Origin of the sequence: Bacillus sp. FJAT-45037 (assembly GCF_002797325.1) — a bacterium.
In the GTDB taxonomy this organism is placed as follows: domain Bacteria; phylum Bacillota; class Bacilli; order Bacillales; family Bacillaceae_D; genus Alkalihalophilus.
On record NZ_KZ454938.1, the window covers coordinates 2,194,117 to 2,212,911 of the forward strand.

Annotated in this window: 17 protein-coding genes; all 17 read right to left on the reverse strand. The window is 40.4% G+C overall.

Going from position 1 to position 18,795, the window contains the following annotated elements:
• Positions 1-12 precede the first annotated feature (12 nt).
• On the reverse strand, positions 13-1,053 hold the full coding sequence (locus CDZ88_RS11255; protein ID WP_100373633.1) for a rod shape-determining protein: 1,041 nt from the start codon (positions 1,051-1,053) through the stop codon (positions 13-15).
• Positions 1,054-1,227: 174 nt separating this feature from the next.
• Positions 1,228-1,920 carry a RadC family protein gene (gene radC, locus CDZ88_RS11260; RefSeq protein WP_100373634.1) on the reverse strand — a complete coding sequence of 231 codons (693 nt, stop codon included), beginning with the start codon at positions 1,918-1,920 and terminating at the stop codon, positions 1,228-1,230.
• 58 nt (positions 1,921-1,978) lie between these two features.
• On the reverse strand, positions 1,979-2,554 hold the full coding sequence (locus tag CDZ88_RS11265) for a Maf family protein (protein WP_100373635.1): 576 nt from the start codon (positions 2,552-2,554) through the stop codon (positions 1,979-1,981).
• A 125-nt stretch (positions 2,555-2,679) separates the two neighbouring features.
• Entirely contained in the window at positions 2,680-3,741 is a 1,062-nt protein-coding gene (locus CDZ88_RS11270) for a hypothetical protein (RefSeq protein ID WP_100373636.1), read from the reverse strand.
• A 101-nt stretch (positions 3,742-3,842) separates the two neighbouring features.
• Entirely contained in the window at positions 3,843-4,616 is a 774-nt protein-coding gene (locus CDZ88_RS11275) for a hypothetical protein (protein WP_157796544.1), read from the reverse strand.
• On the reverse strand, positions 4,616-5,197 hold the full coding sequence (locus CDZ88_RS11280) for a PilN domain-containing protein (protein WP_100373638.1): 582 nt from the start codon (positions 5,195-5,197) through the stop codon (positions 4,616-4,618). Before CDZ88_RS11280 ends, CDZ88_RS11275 begins: the two co-directional genes overlap by 1 nt.
• A gap of 3 nt (positions 5,198-5,200) precedes the next feature.
• On the reverse strand, positions 5,201-6,175 hold the full coding sequence (gene pilM, locus CDZ88_RS11285; RefSeq protein ID WP_100373639.1) for a type IV pilus biogenesis protein PilM: 975 nt from the start codon (positions 6,173-6,175) through the stop codon (positions 5,201-5,203).
• A gap of 25 nt (positions 6,176-6,200) precedes the next feature.
• Positions 6,201-6,956: a prepilin peptidase gene (locus CDZ88_RS11290; RefSeq protein WP_100373640.1), complete on the reverse strand. Its 756-nt coding sequence runs from the start codon at positions 6,954-6,956 to the stop codon at positions 6,201-6,203.
• Between the two features lie 61 nt (positions 6,957-7,017).
• On the reverse strand, positions 7,018-7,431 hold the full coding sequence (locus CDZ88_RS11295; RefSeq protein WP_100373641.1) for a type II secretion system protein: 414 nt from the start codon (positions 7,429-7,431) through the stop codon (positions 7,018-7,020).
• A 108-nt stretch (positions 7,432-7,539) separates the two neighbouring features.
• Entirely contained in the window at positions 7,540-8,745 is a 1,206-nt protein-coding gene (locus CDZ88_RS11300) for a type II secretion system F family protein (protein ID WP_100373642.1), read from the reverse strand.
• Positions 8,732-9,787: a type IV pilus twitching motility protein PilT gene (locus tag CDZ88_RS11305; protein WP_100373643.1), complete on the reverse strand. Its 1,056-nt coding sequence runs from the start codon at positions 9,785-9,787 to the stop codon at positions 8,732-8,734. Before CDZ88_RS11305 ends, CDZ88_RS11300 begins: the two co-directional genes overlap by 14 nt.
• A gap of 19 nt (positions 9,788-9,806) precedes the next feature.
• Positions 9,807-11,468: a GspE/PulE family protein gene (locus CDZ88_RS11310; RefSeq protein ID WP_100373644.1), complete on the reverse strand. Its 1,662-nt coding sequence runs from the start codon at positions 11,466-11,468 to the stop codon at positions 9,807-9,809.
• A gap of 18 nt (positions 11,469-11,486) precedes the next feature.
• The gene (locus CDZ88_RS11315) at positions 11,487-12,959 is read right to left on the reverse strand and encodes a G5 domain-containing protein (protein ID WP_100373645.1); all 1,473 of its coding nucleotides are present in this window, start codon (positions 12,957-12,959) and stop codon (positions 11,487-11,489) included.
• 22 nt (positions 12,960-12,981) lie between these two features.
• Positions 12,982-13,695, reverse strand: a complete 714-nt coding sequence (locus CDZ88_RS11320; protein ID WP_100373646.1) for a PRC-barrel domain-containing protein — start codon at positions 13,693-13,695, stop codon at positions 12,982-12,984.
• A gap of 88 nt (positions 13,696-13,783) precedes the next feature.
• On the reverse strand, positions 13,784-15,244 hold the full coding sequence (locus CDZ88_RS11325; RefSeq protein WP_100373647.1) for a hypothetical protein: 1,461 nt from the start codon (positions 15,242-15,244) through the stop codon (positions 13,784-13,786).
• 431 nt (positions 15,245-15,675) lie between these two features.
• Positions 15,676-17,391 carry a sensor domain-containing diguanylate cyclase gene (locus tag CDZ88_RS11330; protein WP_100373648.1) on the reverse strand — a complete coding sequence of 572 codons (1,716 nt, stop codon included), beginning with the start codon at positions 17,389-17,391 and terminating at the stop codon, positions 15,676-15,678.
• 21 nt (positions 17,392-17,412) lie between these two features.
• Complete coding sequence (locus tag CDZ88_RS11335) at positions 17,413-18,741, reverse strand: bifunctional folylpolyglutamate synthase/dihydrofolate synthase (protein ID WP_100373649.1); 1,329 nt, start codon at positions 18,739-18,741, stop codon at positions 17,413-17,415.
• Between the last annotated feature and the right edge of the window lie 54 nt (positions 18,742-18,795).

Below are 18,795 nucleotides of genomic sequence, written 5' to 3' on the forward strand. Positions count from 1 at the left end.
CTAGACACCTACTTACGATTTTCTATCTGAACGTGACGTAATCCCAGCTCTTGAACGGAATAAATGCAAGTTCTCAAGCGCTTTTCCCGTGCCAATTGCCACACAATCAAGCGGATTTTCTGCCACGATGACAGGCATATTTGTTTCTTCGCTTAAGACACGATCGAGGTTACGAAGCAGTGCACCACCACCAGTTAAAACAATCCCACGATCGATAATATCAGCAGCTAACTCAGGTGGTGATTGTTCAAGTGTGCTTTTCACAGATTCAACAATCGTTGTCACTGTATCAGCTAAAGCTCTTGAAATCTCTTCTGCTGTTACTGAAATCGTTTTTGGAAGACCTGATACTAAGTCACGTCCACGAATGTCCATATCATCGACACCTTCAGGGACTCCCGCTGTACCAATTTCCATTTTAAGAGTTTCTGCTGTACGCTCTCCAATCATAAGGTTGTAATTTTTCTTCACATAATGAATGATCGCATCGTCCATCTCATCACCTGCAACACGAATTGATTGACTCGTAACAATTCCACCTAGTGAGATAATCGCTACTTCTGTTGTACCTCCACCAATATCGACAACCATGCTACCTGTTGGTTCCCAAACGGGTAATTGTGCTCCAATTGCTGCTGCAAATGGCTCTTCTAACGTATAAGCTTCTTTCGCCCCCGCTTGTTTTGTCGCATCTTCTACAGCACGCTTTTCAACAGCTGTAATTCCTGAAGGCACACAAACCATGACCGATGGCTTAGGCGTAAAGATCGAGCGACTTTTCGTCGCTTGACGGATAAAGTACTTCATCATCTTTGCTGTTGTATCAAAATCAGCAATAACTCCATCCTTCATTGGTCGAACCGCGATAATATTACCCGGCGTACGTCCAATCATATTCTTCGCATCATTACCGACTGCTTCAATCGATCCTGTATCAGTACGTAATGCAACAACCGAAGGCTCTCGCACCACAATTCCTTTTCCTTTTACATAAACAAGCGTATTCGCTGTTCCTAAATCAATTCCGATATCTCTTGAAAATCCACCAAACATCTATGTATCTCCCTTCAGACCTTATCTGAAATCATAACTTTTATTATATCGAACATTCACTTAAAAAAATAGCCTTAAGTTCCCCACCACGAAATTTACATCTTTTGTTTCAGATAAAAGATCAAAAACACCCTCCTAAAAGTGCTACACACCATTCCTTTTTAACTCTACATGTTAAATAATATGTCCTTGTTCCTTTAAGCTAACAAATGTACGATCGCCAATAATGACATGATCTAACACTTCGATACCAAGGACTTTACCCGCTTCATTCAACCTCTTGGTCACCTCGATATCCTCTCGGCTCGGTGTCGGGTCACCAGAAGGATGATTATGCAAGCATATGACCGATGCAGCTGAGCGTCTGAGGGCTTCTTTAAATACTTCACGGGGATGCACAATGCTTGCATTGAGGCTCCCAATAAACACAGTATGGCGATGAATCACATGATTTTTAGTATTTAAATAAAGAGTAATAAAATGTTCTTGGGTCAGAAACCTCATGTCCTCCATCACATAATTGGAAACATCTTCTGGTGATTTGATCACGTACTTTTTCTCTTGGCGTGTCGTGTAAATTCTTCTAGCAAGTTCCATCACAGCTTGAATTTCTACAGCTTTCGCCATGCCAATACCTTTAATTTTACAAAGCTCTTCACAAGTGGCAGACCGTAGCAACGTCAGATCATCAAATTGTTCTAAGAGTCGCCCTGCTAAATGCAGAGCAGACTCTTTTTTCGTACCTGTGCGGAGCAAAATTGCTAAAATTTCTTGATTCGATAAGGCCGTTGGACCTTGTTTTAACATGCGTTCACGGGGGCGTTCATTTACGGGAATATCGCGAATAAGGAGGGATGATGGGCTCAATTTGACGGCTCCTTTCAAATAAGGGGAAAATGTGGTTTTCAAAGAACAAGTTGTTGTGTTAAACAAGCGTAGGGTATATGCCGAAAGCGGTTAGCTCACGCATGGTTTTAGCTAAAGGTAAGCCGACCACCGTGTTGTAATCACCAGAAATCGAATGCACCAGGTAGGCTCCAAACCCTTGAATACCGTAGCCACCTGCTTTATCAAATGGTTCACGAGTTTGAACGTATCGTGACATATCTTCTTCCGTTAACGGATAAAAATGGACAACCGTCTCTTCGAAAAATGTTTTTGTTTTTCCGTTATGACAGATGGCCACACCCGTTAACACAGAATGGTCACGATCGTTTAATACTCGAAGCATCTCGAGCGCTTCGGCTTCATCTTTTGGCTTACCTAAGATGTTGTCATCACAGACAACGACAGTATCCGCGCCAAGTACTACTGCATTAGGGTGATGAACCGCCACAGCTTCTGCTTTTTTTCGGGCTAATTCACAGACGACTTCACTCGGTGTTAGATGCGATTCAAACGTTTCATCGACATCACTTGTTTCAATTTGGAATGTGTAGTGTGCTTGTTGGAGTAGTTCTTTCCGCCTTGGGGAACCAGAGGCTAAAATAAAGGAGTTCATGAAGGGGTCACCTCGACAATGTATTTTCTTTTATTGTACAAGGTTACTTCAAGAATACCAAATATTCCTGAGGTCGACAAACAAAAAATTCGAGAAGAATGACGTTCATTCTCCTCGAATTAGGCTTAATATAGCGCTACAACTTGTTCATACGCCATTAAAACTCGTAGCAAAGATTGCTGCGCTTTCCATAGCTCTTTATTATCCTTTGATCCCTCAAACTGATTCAAGTGACCTTTTGCCGCTTCAAGCTCCGTACCCATAACTAAAGCAGATGCTTGTGCCGCTTCTGGTGTGAGGAAAATCGCCTGTTCACGTGATTGCTGTAACTCTTGTAATCCCGCTTCAATCTGTTTTAATTGATCCGCTGAACCACTCACTCCAGTCGTCAGTTGATCGGTCGTTACTTGCATCATCGCCTGAAACAAACCAAGTCCCGATGCATACCAATCACTTGCTGCATCATCGACACCCGACATCCCTTCACCACTAATAGAAAACGATTTTAAATACGTTTCTTTGCCTTCTGCTTGAAGCGTTGTCGCAAGAGCTGTTGTGCTCGCCCGGTCCGCCCCTAATCCTACAAATAAGTAGGTAGGGTCAGTCGAATTGGTCAACACACTAGCTAGTCCAATTCTTTGAAAATGTTCGGCCATCTCTTGTGCTTTTTCAATCGTCGAGAATGCTCCGCCTTGAATCACCTCGACTGTCACCGAAGGCAAGCTTTGTTCGGTCGTTTGGAAGGTTGGAATCGCCCCTGTCGTCATTTGTTGTGCAACGTCTGGAGGGCCCTCACCTCCTGTGAAGACATTTTTAACAACGAGGCCAAAACTCACCCCGACAATGATCGCCGATAGTAAAACCGCGATCGGTACAAGAGAAAGCGATTTTAAAAATGGCGGTAACATAAAGTCAAACGATCTTGACGATTTTTTCTTCCGATTCACAGGAAGCTTCGGACTCTTCTCTCGATTCCCATCATCCCAAAATGGTACTTTCCGTTTCTCACGTTCGGCCTGCAACGCTTCAAAATCAATGACTTTATCTGGTTCAGGAATGGAGACACCAAAAGAATCTTCCTCAACATACTTATCCTCACGCGTCGCTGTCACTTCATTCTCTACTTCTTTTGTCACTTCTTCTTTCCCGTTCAACTTCACTGAAATCGTGCGCTTGTCCCTATTCATCCTAGCTTCTCCCCTCTCACTAAGCTTCTTACTTCTATTCTATTAATAAGAGAGGATTGATAGAACGGGAGAATGAGAAAAGAGGCTAAAAAAAGCCTCTTTTATTCGTCACTTGTATTAACTATTTTTTCGTTATAGAGAGGGTTGAGTTTGTTTGATGGTTGTAAATGTTCATAACGAGGGAGTTCGTCTAATAAACCATCGAGCGTCGGCAAATAATAGGCCGAAACTTCTACAACATATTGAAGATCATCTGTTGGTTGGTCAAGGGTGCGAATTTCATCATGCCCAGAAAATCGAAGGCTGTCAATCGATACAATACGTTTTAGCCCTTCTATCTCTTTTAGAAATTCCATCATTTCCATATACGTTGGTGAAACGACCTGTAGCTCCGCAGACACTTTTTCTACATTTGTTGGTGTCGTATCTACCGCCTGATCTGTTAGTTCTACTTCTACTTCTTCAGGTTCAATCGTCTCCCTCGGCACATCTTCATTACTTATCTCTTGATTAACTTCAAGTAATTGCCGACCCGTAAATAGACTAGTTGAGAAGTTATAATTCGTAATTAGGCTCTCTGAAAATAACTCTGCCTTTTCTAAGTCTAATAAAAATTGATCAACTAGCGGAGCGACAGGCACTTCGTCTTGCAAATCGGTTGAATACAGATGAGTAAAAAACGTTTCTTGACTTTCTACTCGTTCTGTCACAGATTGCAACAGTTGCTTTTCAATAACAAGCTGATTCTCTGCATTCTCTCTCTCTCTCACTAACGGAGCAATCGAATTAAAATAATAGAAAGCAGGCACAGCAATAGCTAGAAACAAAGCAAAGACAACGATCAAGATGCGAATGTTCGGACTTAATTGACTCATCATTGATCAGCTCCCTCTGTCGTTACTAATTCATACATATCCATCTGAACTGCAAAGTCTGCCACATAACGAGGAAGAACAGGATCAATCTCTTCATTTTCACTAATCTCTTCAACAACAATCGTCAGCAATGTTGCTTCTGTCACCCAATCACTTTCATTCAGTTGATGCAAATACGAAGCAACTTCTCTTTGTGTATCAAACTGAATTTTTAATTGGACTGCCCCTGAATCAACGTATGTATATTCTCTGAAATACCCGCGTTCTGGAAGCTGGCTGACGAAAAACGACAATAGTTTTGATGTCGAGATGTCTTGGCTTTTGACCCACTCAATGGCTTGTTCGATTTCTTCAATCGATGTCGTTTCTGTCGTATCTTCTAATTCAATTTCCTTGATGAGCCTTTCGGTTTCCACAGAGCTAATGTCTGTTTCAATCGTTTGTATGTCACTTTTTACCGACATGGAATAAAGGAACAGAGCAATCACACTAAGCACGAGTAGACTCGTTAACCCAACCATAAAGACCAGGCCATTTAGTTGTTTTTTTTCTTTTCGAGGGAGTAAATTAATTTCTACCATCTGTTACTTCACCTCTTTTAAAGCAAGTCCGACTGCCGTTAAAAATTGCGGAGAGAGACCCGACTCTGAAGTGGATAAATTGTTGTATCCAACTTGAATATCGAGAAGAGTCTTCGCTGCTAGTTGTTCTCTAATATAATTAAAATAAGGATGATCCCCCGTCACAAAGACATGACTAATGCTTTCTTCACCTTTATGTACCGTGTATTTATAAAAGCTCATAATGCGTTCAATCTCATTAATTTGGTCTTGAATATCACCATATAACGAGACTTCATCCCCTGAATAGGTCATTTTCTCTGATGATCGCGCACTTTTGTATTCCATTTCATCGATTAAGTTCGGTGTCGCCAAATGATGAATATACTTCGGTTCATGTTGATGAAAAATACTAATCGTAATCGCATCGACATTGTAGTCTAGTAACATCGTATGGACATTTGGATTCGTTTGATCGAGTTGCGATAAGACTCGGTACAAAGCCAAGGCATTGACGTCTATCGATAGTAAATCTACTTTTAAGTCATCAAGGATGTCTACATAAGTCTGCACGATCGATTCTGGCGCAGCAAATAACATAATATAGCGCTTATCTCCTGAAGTCGTAAGTTGGTAGTCAAATACCGGATTTGAGAATGGTAGAGGGATTGAGTTACCAAGTTCCATGAACAAGTAGCCTTTGACTTCATCTTCTGCTAACTTTGCCGGCATCGGAATGGCCCGAAAGAAAACATGAGCATCCGGAACGACAAAATGGACTTTTTTATTTTTTAAGTTCCACTCAGTGACACACTCTTCTAAGATGACTTGGAACTGATCTTCATCAATAATTTTCCCTTCACGAATGACACCACTCGGCAAATAACGCTCAAAGTAAACAGGTGTTTCGCTTAGATCTTGATTCTGTAGTAGGACACATCGAATCACATGATCTTTTATGATTAATCCCAAAGGCTTAGACTTTCGAAATGAAAACATGATGACTCTCCTTTCTATCTATCTCTTATAATAAACTATTTAGGTACCAAGAAAGAAGAGATTCTCCAAAAAAGAAACTGGTAATCGCCCCTGCAACAATAAATGGTCCAAATGGGATCGGCTGCCCTCGTTTCACTTTTTTCATCGCCATTAACACGAGTCCAACGACAGCCCCGTAAAATGCAGACAAAAAGAACGCAAGTAACACAAGCTTCCAACCGAGAGCGAGGCCTAATACCGCAAACAGCTTAATATCTCCCCCTCCCATTCCTCCATTGCTAATGATCGCAATGAGAAACAACAAACTAAACCCCATCACTGCCCCGACATACGGGTCCCACCAAACATCGGCTGGAAAAATCAGTCGATAGATTAGAAGGCACACCCCAAAAAACAATAGCACTTTATCAGGAATAATCATGTAGGCTAAATCAGACACTAAAATAATCATCAGTAATGAGAGCAATAAAAGAGAAAGGATAAGTTCAATGGAAAGTCCAAAGACAAGAAAAGAAACCATAAATAAAAGACCAGTTAATGCCTCTCCAGCAGGATAAAGCAACGAGACCCGCTGATCACACTTTCGGCAACGACCACGCATGAATAGATAAGAAAACACAGGCACAAGATCACGCGCACGCAGCCGGTAACCACAGCTTGTACAATGTGAAGGCGGCCGAACAATCGACTCCCCCTTAGGCACCCGTAACCCAACAACATTGAAGAACGAACCGAAGACCAGACCGAGGAGAAGGAAGTAGAAGCTGAGGATAATCGACATGGAAATGCCCCTTTCTATGAATAAAGCCCTCATTTAGAATGAGGGCTTTACTTGAACTACATTAAATATTCGCATCATCATCAAAAGAATCCCTGTTAAATTCATTAATGGAACCATCATAATAGCCCTCTAACTTAATTGTATAGATTTCTCCATCATAAGATACTTCAACCTCTTCCGCATCATAATTTTCTCCAGTAGTTGGGTCTTTAATTTGCGTTAAATAGCCATCAGCTATAAGTGTAGTTAATTTTACTTCATCTTCACTAGGATACTCCGCTGAAAAGTACAATTTAGAAGCATTCACAATCTGCTGTGCATTGGCAATGTGGGCATCTTTACGTGAGTTCTCCATAATCCCACCAATCGATACAACCGCAATTGCTGCGATAATTCCTAAAATAACGATAACAACTAGTAATTCAATTAACGTTAAACCACGTTGATCTTTTAATGCTTTCATTCGTTTTAACATGTATTTCTCTCCTTTTAAAAAATCATTAGTCCATTTTTAAATGACCTTCTTAACAAGTATATTATACTATCATTCTACAAAATACTATCTTTTTCCCGTAGTCTCTTTCTATATTTCTCCATAGATTTGAAACATTGGGACCATGATCGCAATAACAATGACTCCAACAATTGCGGCTAAAAAGACAATCATTAATGGTTCGATCAGACTTTTTAGGCGATCGGTTGTATTTTCGACTTCATCTTCATAAAAGTCGGCAACTTTCGAGAGCATGAGATCTAGTGAACCTGTCTCCTCACCAATTGAAATCATTTGAACGACGAGTGGTGGAAACACCCATGATTTTTTCATCGGTTCGGTCAGACGTTCTCCGTTTTCTAGCGCATGTCGCGATTCTTTCATCACATTTGAAATGACCGCATTTCCAATTACTTTTTCCACAATCGAGATTGCTTGTAAGATTGGCACAGAGCTTGAAAAAAGTGAGCTTAATGTTCGCGTCATTCGAGCGAGCGCTGCTCGTTGCAGTAGTTTTCCGAATATCGGCATCTTAAGTAAAGCATAATCTAAATATAGGCTTGTCTTTGGGTTTTGCCGGATCACTTGAAACAGTAAGACGATGGCAATGACTAGTAAGAGTAATAGCCACCAAAAGTGTTGAATGAAATCACTAGCTCCCATAACAAATCTCGTAATCAAAGGTAGTTCTCCACCGAGGTCGCTAAGCATCGCAGCGAATGTTGGGACAACCGAGGTGAGTAGAAAGATAACTACCCCAATCGCAACAATCCCAACAACAATCGGATAGGCAAGAGCTGAGATGACCTTCTGTCTAGTTTTATGTTGCTTTTCAAAATGAACGGCTAAACGATCAAGAGATCCATCGATGTCCCCGCTAATTTCACCGGCTTTCACCATGTTAATGACGAGTGCTTCGAAAATTTTCGGATGCTTGGCTGCAGCATCTGAAAAAGGCAAACCTGATCGAAGCTCATCTTCAATCGCCTCTAATGATCTCTTTAGCGCTTTGCTACTCGTTTGTTTACTCAAAATATTCGTTGCCTCAACAATCGATACTCCTGCTTTTAACAGCGTCGAAAACTGGCGCAAGTAGATCGCAAAGTCTTGAAGTTTAACTGGATTTCCAAACGAGATTTCCTTGTTTAGCCCTGTTGCTTTCGCTTCAGTTAATTCGAGCACAGATATTTGCTTTTCTTTTAATTTAGTTGCCGCATCTCTTTTCGTACTACCGGTAATTACTCCTTTTTTTGTTTTCCCGTTCGTACCCCGCCCTATGTAATTAAATTGAGCCATTGTTGCTTGTTCCCTCCTTTAAATAAGGAGCAACAGCCTCGATTGATACACTTCGTTGATCTAGTAGCTCTTTAATCGACATTTCTAATGTGTGCATGCCTTCGCTTTTACTTGTCTGCATCACATTATGAATTTGAAAAATCTTTTCATTTCGAATTAAATTCGCTACAGCCGAGTTGTTCATTAAGATTTCTGTTGCTGCTACTCGACTTTTTCGATCAGGGGTAGGGAAGAGTCGTTGAGAAACAACCGCTTTTAAGACAGATGCTATTTGGACACGAATTTGCGGTTGTTGATTAGGTGGAAAAACATCGATCATCCGGTCAATTGTCGAAGGACCACTTGTCGTATGGAGCGTTCCTAACACTAAATGACCTGTTTCTGCCGCGGTAATCGCCGTTGAGATGGTTTCAAGATCTCGCATTTCTCCGACTAAAATCACATCTGGGTCCTGCCTGAGCGAAGCACGTAATCCTTTAGCAAATGTTTCGGTATCAAACCCGACTTCTCGTTGGTCGATAATGCATGATTTATGCTTATGCAAATACTCGATCGGATCTTCTAATGTGACAATATGTCGACTCATCGTCTCATTCATATAATGAATCATCGAGGCTAGAGTTGTTGACTTTCCACTCCCGGTTGGACCTGTAACCAAGACAAGTCCTTGAGGATACTGAGCAATCTTTTGAAGCGCCTTAGGCATCCTCAATGATTCAAGTGTCGGGATTTCGGTCGGAATAATTCGAATCGCTAAACTAAGGCATGAACGCTGATAATAGGCATTAATACGAAAACGAGATACTTTAGGAATGCCATAGGAAAAGTCAACCTCGCCTTGCTCTTTTAACTTTTCTTTTAGCGGTTCGGTTAAAAGAGCCATCGTCATCTTTTCCGTATCTTCTGGTACTAACTTATCCGTGCCGTATCGTTTTAACTGACCGTTGACTCGAAAAATCGGAGGAACGCCGACGGTTAAGTGAACATCTGAAGCTTTTAATTGGAAGGCTGCGCGAAGTAACTGCTCAATTTTCTCCTTCATTTATTTCTCCCTTCTGCGCTTAGTCACTTGTGATAACTCGCAAAATTTCCTCGGTCGTTGTCAGTCCTTGCTTCACCTTTAACAGTCCATCATCGATTAAAAAGATCGTTCCTTTCTTGATCGCATAAGACTTTATGTCTTGAATCGACTTGTTGTTCATGATCATCTTTTTTATCGTTTCATCAATAACTAAGATCTCATGAACCGCGAGTCTTCCTTTATAACCTGTCATATTACATGTCGGACACCCAGTTCCACGGTTTACTTGTTGAACTTTCATTCCTCGAGTTGCAAAGATTTCTTTTTCTCTCTCGGTTGGAGTTACGTCTTCTTTACAGTCTCGACATACTCTTCGCACTAAGCGTTGTGCGACGACTCCACTTAAGGAAGAAGCCACTAAAAATGGCTCAAGTCCCATATCTACTAATCTAGTAATCGTACTGATCGAGTCATTCGTATGCACCGTACTCAAAACGAGATGTCCTGTTAACGAAGCTCGAACTGCAATTTCGGCTGTTTCGGTATCACGAATTTCCCCCACCATTACAATGTCAGGATCTTGACGCAAAATCGCGCGCAAACCTGCAGCAAAAGTCATCCCAACCTTAGTATTTACTTGAATTTGGTTGATTCCCTCTAGTTGATACTCAACAGGGTCTTCTACGGTAATTACGTTTACTTCTTCGGAATTTAAGCGGTTTAAACTTGCATACAGCGTCGAAGATTTTCCTGATCCAGTAGGGCCAGTAATTAACACGATGCCAGTAGGCTTTTCGATCAATTCCATAAAGAGCTTAAGGTGTATCTTATTTAAACCTAGTTTACTTAGATCATTAATCGCAGCACCTAAGTCTAAAATACGCATCACTACTTTTTCCCCATACACCGTCGGGAGCGTAGAGACGCGGAGATCAACAGGGTGAAAATCAAGATTCACTTTAATTCGTCCATCTTGTGGAATTCGACTTTCCGTAATATCGAGGTTTGCCATAATTTTAAGACGAGCAATGAGAACCTTTTGCATATGCTTAGGCAGGACACGCTCGTTTTTTAAAATGCCATCCACACGATACCTGACGACGACTTTTGTTTCCTGTGTATCAATATGGATATCACTTGCTCGTTCTTGAACAGCACGTAATAACAATTGATTCACGAGTTTCACAATAGGAGAGTCTTCATTTTCAACTTCTTCTTGCTCTTGTTCGTTCACAGAGGAAGCCTCGTCCATAAATTCATCGACTGCATCATCGACATCATAATATTTATGTATCGCTCGAGTAATATCATCTTTTGTCGCGATCGCTACTTCAATTTGAAATCCAGTTGTTAACCTTAACTCATCAATGGCAAAAAAGTCCATTGGGTCAGCCATCGCAACGAGTAATTTATCTCCATCCTTCTTTAAAGGGAGGACTAAGTTTCTCGAAGCCGTTTCTTTTGGAATTAACCTGATGACATTAGCATCGACAGGGTAACGGTATAAGCTTACATGAGGTATGCCTAATTGAAACTCTAGCACTTCAATTAATTGTTGCTCGGTAATATACCCTTGTGCTAAAAGAGCATCGCCAAGTTTCTGTGAATCTTGCTTCTCCTGTAATGTCAGCTCGAGTTGCTCATGTGTAATCAAGCCCGACTCTACTAGTAAATCACCTAATCTTTTTCTAATCTTAGTCATCTTGACCACCCCATTTCCTCACTCTTCGCCTTTTACTGGTAAACGATTAAGCTCTGATTCACTTGTTGGCTCTTCCTCTGTTCTAGCGTCTGAAGAAGGAGAGCGCTCTTGGTCATTTGGTGACGTCGGAGTTCTTCTTCCCTCATTACTACCGGGTGTTAACTCATTTTCTGTGCCTTGGTTATGAGTTGGATCGCCATCTGTTCCCGTACCTCGAGTAGGATCTTGACCATTGTCTGAGTCCGTCGGTACTAGTGAATCCCCGTCAACATTTTCTCCTTGATCAGGTTGACCAGGTATGCCAACTTCCTCATTTTGTGATTGCTCTCGGTCTAAAAGACTGCGCTGAACAACTCGGTGAATCGGTCGGTAAAAATCACTGTATAACTCTTCTGTCTCCAAGATCGTTCCATCTCTTGAAATCACTTTTCGATTCAAAGTCACCGCAGATCCTACCTTACCGTCTTCTATCACAGTCGTTTCCCCTTGGCTTAATTTAGAGGAGAATTGTAAGACCGAGCGCGGTTCTAATTCACGCTCGTCTACCTTCTCAATTTCATATTGAAACGGAATCTCTCTCCCAATGATGGAAACAGAGACCGCTTGATCATACGCTTCAAAATGAATCGAATACAGATCGCTGTTTGGGTTAAAAAATTCGTAATTCGTATTTTCGTTAATCAATGCTTCATAACCAACCTCAACGGACGGTGGAACTTCGGAACTGATGGTACGACGTAACACATCAAAATTCGTCTCTATGACTGCCTTATGTAATGTTGAAGCAAGGATGGTCAACACGTCTTCATCACCACTTCCAAGCTCGCGCTCAAGAAGGACCGATTGAAAGGAGAATAGACTCTCTGCCTCCACAACAAGGGGATACAATTGCGAAATGGTTTGCTCGATTTCAGGTGTAATGGTAATCCCACGCATAGTAGCTTGAGCAACCGTCACCTCACTTGTCGATACATCACTAAAATGATCATTCAAATTGATGATCATCTCTTGGTTAGGTAAGAATTGGCTTCTCGTTTCGATTTCACGTTGTAGGGATTCAAAATCGAGAAACGAAACCAAGTTCTCTCCAAAGTATTCTAATACAAAATCCTTTAATTGAACGGTTTCGACGGTCACATAAAGAGCGTTCACATCACCGAATTGAGCTTGGTCCACACTGCTTTGCACATTAAATTGATACATGGATGCTTCTAGAGCATAATGCTCATCAACATATGTAAGGTATACGGGTGGATTCATTAACCAATCTGTTATTTGTTCATCGATTAGCTGCTCTGCCTCACTTGTCTCTAAGCCTTCCACATTGATGGAAGCGACATATGTATTAGCATCAAACGTTTGTTCACCGATGACAAATGTGTTAAATAATGTCGAAAGGAGTAAAGAAGAAACTAGTATACCTAGTGCTGATAAGCCTATTAGCATGAATGACTTTACACTATTCGGTCTCTCACTATACTCTTCAGTCATATACTAGTCCCCCTCTTTCGATTTATTTAACATTCATTGATAATTGGACAAACGCCGAACGGCTCTTCGCTCGAATCTGATTCACCTCTTCAACGGTTAACACCGTACCTTCTTCTGCTAACAACTCTCCCTCTTCTGAGTAGATCGTCGTCGTAACGGTCTTTCCAGTCAAAAGATCTGCTTGTCTTTTTTTGATGATTTCTTCATCTGATTGTTTAGAAGCAGGATCTTGTTCGTTTAGGCCCATTGTATCGTTATCTTTATCATTTTGTTCTTTCGTGCAATCTTCATGAACAATCACCATTTCTTTGCCGATTGTAATCATAAATTCAGCATCATATTGAATCTGGCTATCCGCTAATTCAATTTGCTTTAATTTCCCTGAATCCTCATCAAGATAATACTCTTGTACTTCTCCTAAAAATTGACCTTTTCTCGTCATGACTTTATTCCCTATTAATCTAATGTTATTATTTGCTAGGTTATTAGCAATCGGCATTTCCGCTAGGTCAATAATATGATTCTCGTGTTCGATTGTGACCGCATAATCTCCCACCCCTATGACTTTCTTAAAAGGAACCGCCTTCATTGAAATCTGCCAATTTTCATTTTCAACCGTTAAAAAGTCGACTGATTTTTCATCTGGATTAATAATAAGTGTTTTAATTTTCCCGATCGTTTGTCCGTCTTGAATGCTAATTAGTGGAAGTCCTGTTACTTCAATACTTTTCTTCATCGCTGTATGCACCTACTTTTAAGATTTGCGTTTCATTTCTATTCCATCTAACACGTACAATTACATAACATTACATTATTATATCACTTTACAGTTGTGTCGAAAGATCTTTGTAATACGAAATTTCTTCCATTAGTATTGGGTACTGATTGTACTTTCCTTCTAACTCGTCCATTAACATTCGTACCCCTTGTGCGTCTCGTTTTTTTATATAAAAATCTCTGAGAATGACAGAAACAAGGTAATAATCTTTACTAGATAGTGAACTTTGGCGATACGAGTCGATCATCGTCATAAATTCTTCTTCTGATCGATTTTCTTTAATCCAGTTTAACTCTTCTACCATTAGAGAAAACATATTATCTGGAATTTCTTTTTCAATCGCTGGAGTTAGTTCTTTCTCGTCCTCTTCAATGGTTTCTACATCTCCACTTATAGTAGGTTCTAGCACAGAATCCGATAATTCTTCTAGTTCATCTTTCGTATCGTGTTCTAAAGTGTGAACTTCATTCAAGGATGTCTCTTCTTCTGTTGCTTGCTTGTCGTCTGTTATATCAGCTAACTCGTCAATTAACACATTCTGTTCTAGGTTTGCATCGATCAAGTGTGAAGGTTGCTCTGAATGTGGATCAAGTTCAGTCATATTAACAGATGCATCGTCCTTTTCTGCTTCAAGATCGAGCATCTCTATTGATTCAATTTTTGGTTGATCTTGTGATAACTCCGTTACGACATTCTCACTCTCTTGTTCCTCTGTTAAATCAAAGAGTAATTCGTCTCGTTCTGCTAATTCATTCATGTCATCCGTCTCTTGATCAGGTTGTAATGTATCTGAATCCGTATCTGTACTATCAAGTATTTCTAAGTGTTGACGATTAAGAAAGTCAAATTCATCATCGACAACGTCAATTTCTTCAGGTTCTTCTTCGTCAAATAATTCCTCCGATGAAACACTCTGTTCCGTCAAGCTCACTTCATCAAAACGTTCAACGTCCTCTACCGATTCGATGCTACTTAAATCCTCGAGTATTGGAACCTCCTCTACTTTCCGAGTAGGGACCTCTTCTTCTCGTACCATTGATTCGATTTCGTCTTCTCCTTTTTCGAGAATTCTTTCTTTCTCATCCACTGGCTCCTCTGCAAATACTTCATCTGAAGTAGTTCTATAAATATCCTCGCTCACTACTGGATCTATATCTTCTGAGTCGAATCGTTCCTCTTCCATTGTGTTTCGGGATGTATCGTCGTAAGTAGAAAATGCACCTTCTGAGTCGAGTGCAGAAACAGCTGTGTTATTTGTAGAGAGTACAGGTTCCTGATTCGTTAAGAATCGCGCCATAATGAGGTATGACGTTAAAGGTAAAAGAAGTAGTACAAGTAGTAACGCAATCCACCAATTCGAACTTTGACTTACTAATAGAAATAGAATAGTCAATAGCAGTCCATTACCGACAATGATACCCCGTGTTTTTTCAGACATCTGAACGGGTAAAGCACGTAACACGAAAAAAACAACGGTTGCACTGATCAATGAAAAAAGATAACCCATGATTTGTTCCTCGCTTTACTCATTATCTGTTCAACTTTTATTATAGAACATTTATACCAACTAACTACATTAATAGGACAAAAATCTACATATATCCTACTTTTTTTACAATGAAACATGTCTATATACTGTATACTATAGGAGGATAAACAAAAAGAAAAGTAGTTATTTTTACATAGCCTTACTCTTTACGAGGAGAGATTGATGATGAAAGTTCTTACGCTATCATGAAAGTCGAACGACTCAAACCAATCAACCTTCGAGACTACAAGTCTTCTATAACCGAGATATTATGAATACGTATGCCGATCTTAAATCTCAAGAGCCTATCATTACGAACCTAGATCAACCTCAACTTCTTGATCGAAAAATATCCGATTAAACGAACTAAGCCTCGCTCTAATCTTACTTAGAGCGAGGCTTATTATTTATTACACGTGAACATCTTTCTTCAACTCGCTAAACACCGCAACTTTATCCCTGCCGCGTTGCTTCGCTCCGTTATACATGGCTCGGTCTGCTTTTCGAATAAGGGTCGTCGCATCGTCTAATAGGCCTTCTTCATTAACTGTTGCACAGGCTACACCGATACTAGCTGTGACGATCACATCGGTTTCCAATTGAGTTGTTAAATCATTGTGAATCGTAATAGGGGTTGTACGTAAAACATCCCAAATGTCCCTCGCAACACAAGTTGCCTCTGCTTCAGTCGTATGTGAAAGTAATAATACAAATTCTTCCCCGCCGTAGCGAGCCACTACCGCTTCTGTAGGTGCTATATTTTTTAGCCTGAGAGCAATTTCATATAAAACATCATTCCCACTTTGATGCCCATATGTATCATTGATTCGTTTAAAGTGATCAAGATCCAATAAGATTAGAGAGATTGGATGCTCCTCATCAGACTGCAGCTTTTCTTTTAGATGATCTTCAAAATATCTAAAATTATATAGGTTCGTTAGCTGACAATGCTCACTTTGCTCTTTTGTTTTTTCGAAACTTTTCACATTCGACAGAGCGATGGTAAGCATATTAGCCATAATTTCTAGGGTCATTAATTGATGTTGTTTAAAAGCATGTGGCTTCCTGGAGGTAATTGTCATCATACCTGAGATTTTTTCTTTTCTTTTTAATGGAATCGTAATAATCGACTCTAAGTTTGAAGCGAGTTCTTCCCCGTATCCTCCCCACTCCTTGCGAGTATTCGCCATCATCATAACATTCGATGTAATGACTTGTTTACTATATGTATCTCCATTTTTCATCGAAATCGAAACAGCTCCACCTGCTTTATCTTCAGCATGCAATAAAGACAAATCCTCATTTTTCACGTCATATACATACAATTGATCCCATTGTAGAAACTTATTGACCTTATCTAACAGACGGTCTAATAGATCTGAACGGTCAAGTGAAGCATTTAACTCGTAACCAAATTGAGTCACTTCTTTAAATAGTTCATTCGTTAATTCACTACGATTATAAAGCTGCAACACAACAGAGATCCCGATGAATGATAACCCTGCGAAAACGATTGCATTTAATCCGATCTGTTCATATGAGATGATCAGAATCAGCGTAAGTGGTAAGAAAATAGCAGCTGTTGCTACCTCGATCATCATGCCTTTTAGTACTTGTTGCTGTTTTAAACCAAACAAAAAACGTCTCCCCATATAAATGCAGAGGTGATTAGCTACTAGAAATGTGACAACATATACCATGACAGCTAAGAAATCCTGGTACGTTGAAAGACTTCCTGATTGGTTGGTTTGCCCCCCGACAGCGTAAAACATACTTGCTGCGACTAAAGACGTCACAAAAAAAATGAGAGAGTTAATTGGAATACGATACGCATTTTCTTTTCGAATTCCTGTAGCAAATAATGCACCAAATAGAGCGAGCTGAGTAATCAAGAGCTCAATCACTAATCCGAATTTTAAGAAAATAACAAGCGTAACCCATTGAAAAATCGTCAGCATATGTGAACGATATTTAATAGGCATGACTGCTGTTAAAACGGTGAGGGCAGTGAAAGCGAGTAAATCAACCCATTGAATCACGTCTACATTTGTAGCGAATAAATAAGCTAGGGTCAAAAAGATAACAACCCATAGTGACCATAGCAATCGTTCTTTACCTTGCGTCATTCCCCTCACCTCTAGATTCTACTATAAATTTGTCGTGATTAGTTTCCTCTGTTCCTGCGTTTCGATAAGCCATTTCCTCACATCAGACACAAAGTAAAGTGAACCTGACACGACCACCAATTCATCTTCTAAGCAATTCCGAACCTCTTGATCTACAGCTTTTTTCCAATTGGAATGAGCCGTCTTGTGCGAAACATCAGCTTGTTCAAATAATTCGGCCTCACCAGCTGCACGGAAGAAATCAAATGTGGTGAACGTAAACGAGACATCGAGATGTTTAAATGGTATCAGTAATTTGCCCATGTCTTTCTCTTTCGTCGCAGCCATAATGATTCGGTAACGCTTTGTCGGGTAATGTGCTTGTAGCGTACTCGCTAATGCAACCATTCCTTCTTCGTTATGAGCCCCGTCCAAAATGACGGTTGGCTGTTTTCCAATCAGTTCAAATCGGCCTGCCCAATTTGCTTTCTGAAGACCAAGCAAACATGCTTCCTCTGTGTAATCTATATAACCTAATTGCTTTAATGTGACGATTGCTTCGATTGCCAAGGCTGCATTAGAACGCTGATGATCACCAGCCATCTGAATGGCACACGCCTGAAACTCTTCCTCGCTTGATTGGAAACGAAAGAGCTGACTTGTTTCTGTTCGCGATAAAAGTTCCTCTTTGAAATCTGCATTAAGTTGTTTAAAAGCGGCTTGTTTATCCTTTGCCGCATCTCTTAGAACAAGTTGCGCTTCCTCTTGAGTCACACCTGATATCACAGGCTTACACGGTTTAATAATTCCCGCTTTTTCACTTGCGATTTTTGTTAAGGAGTCTCCTAAAATATGCATATGATCATGACCGATCGATGTAATAATAGACAAAATAGGTTCAATCACATTCGTCGAATCTAAACGACCACCAAGTCCGACTTCAACTAAAACAAAATCTAGCTTTCTTAGTTTCGCAAAGTATAGAAAACCAATCGTCGTGATCACTTCAAATTCAGTCGGCGAACCGAGGTCTGACTCAGCCAGTTGTTCTACAAGCGGCTTCACTAGATTCGCACATTGAACTAAGTCCTCACCTTCAATGGGCTGACCATTATATGAAATTCTTTCTTCAAAGCAATGTATATAGGGCGATGTGAAAGTACCTACATTATATCCATTTTCTTCAATTATATAGCGTAAATAGCTGACCGTCGACCCTTTTCCATTCGTACCGCCGATATGAATCATTTGTAGAGAACGCTCGGGATGGTCTAGACGTTCTAACATCCACTCCATACGCTTCAATCCTGGTTTTATTCCAAATGGCAGCAGACTATGAATCCACTCAATCGCTTCTTCTGCGGTTCTCATCCGTCCAACTCCTTACAGCGCATAAAACGCCTACTCAATATCATTCTACTATTA

Bases quoted from the DNA above. Each gene is read 5' to 3' on its own strand.
- CDZ88_RS11255 (WP_100373633.1), bottom strand. From the start codon at position 1,053: ATGTTTGGTGGATTTTCAAGAGATATCGGAATTGATTTAGGAACAGCG.
- CDZ88_RS11265 (WP_100373635.1), bottom strand. From the start codon at position 2,554: ATGAACTCCTTTATTTTAGCCTCTGGTTCCCCAAGGCGGAAAGAACTA.
- CDZ88_RS11270 (WP_100373636.1), bottom strand. From the start codon at position 3,741: ATGAATAGGGACAAGCGCACGATTTCAGTGAAGTTGAACGGGAAAGAA.
- CDZ88_RS11275 (WP_157796544.1), bottom strand. From the start codon at position 4,616: ATGAGTCAATTAAGTCCGAACATTCGCATCTTGATCGTTGTCTTTGCT.
- CDZ88_RS11280 (WP_100373638.1), bottom strand. From the start codon at position 5,197: ATGGTAGAAATTAATTTACTCCCTCGAAAAGAAAAAAAACAACTAAAT.
- pilM (WP_100373639.1), bottom strand. From the start codon at position 6,175: ATGTTTTCATTTCGAAAGTCTAAGCCTTTGGGATTAATCATAAAAGAT.
- CDZ88_RS11290 (WP_100373640.1), bottom strand. From the start codon at position 6,956: ATGTCGATTATCCTCAGCTTCTACTTCCTTCTCCTCGGTCTGGTCTTC.
- CDZ88_RS11295 (WP_100373641.1), bottom strand. From the start codon at position 7,431: ATGTTAAAACGAATGAAAGCATTAAAAGATCAACGTGGTTTAACGTTA.
- CDZ88_RS11300 (WP_100373642.1), bottom strand. From the start codon at position 8,745: ATGGCTCAATTTAATTACATAGGGCGGGGTACGAACGGGAAAACAAAA.
- CDZ88_RS11305 (WP_100373643.1), bottom strand. From the start codon at position 9,787: ATGAAGGAGAAAATTGAGCAGTTACTTCGCGCAGCCTTCCAATTAAAA.
- CDZ88_RS11310 (WP_100373644.1), bottom strand. From the start codon at position 11,468: ATGACTAAGATTAGAAAAAGATTAGGTGATTTACTAGTAGAGTCGGGC.
- CDZ88_RS11315 (WP_100373645.1), bottom strand. From the start codon at position 12,959: ATGACTGAAGAGTATAGTGAGAGACCGAATAGTGTAAAGTCATTCATG.
- CDZ88_RS11320 (WP_100373646.1), bottom strand. From the start codon at position 13,695: ATGAAGAAAAGTATTGAAGTAACAGGACTTCCACTAATTAGCATTCAA.
- CDZ88_RS11325 (WP_100373647.1), bottom strand. From the start codon at position 15,244: ATGGGTTATCTTTTTTCATTGATCAGTGCAACCGTTGTTTTTTTCGTG.
- CDZ88_RS11330 (WP_100373648.1), bottom strand. From the start codon at position 17,391: ATGACGCAAGGTAAAGAACGATTGCTATGGTCACTATGGGTTGTTATC.
- CDZ88_RS11335 (WP_100373649.1), bottom strand. From the start codon at position 18,741: ATGAGAACCGCAGAAGAAGCGATTGAGTGGATTCATAGTCTGCTGCCA.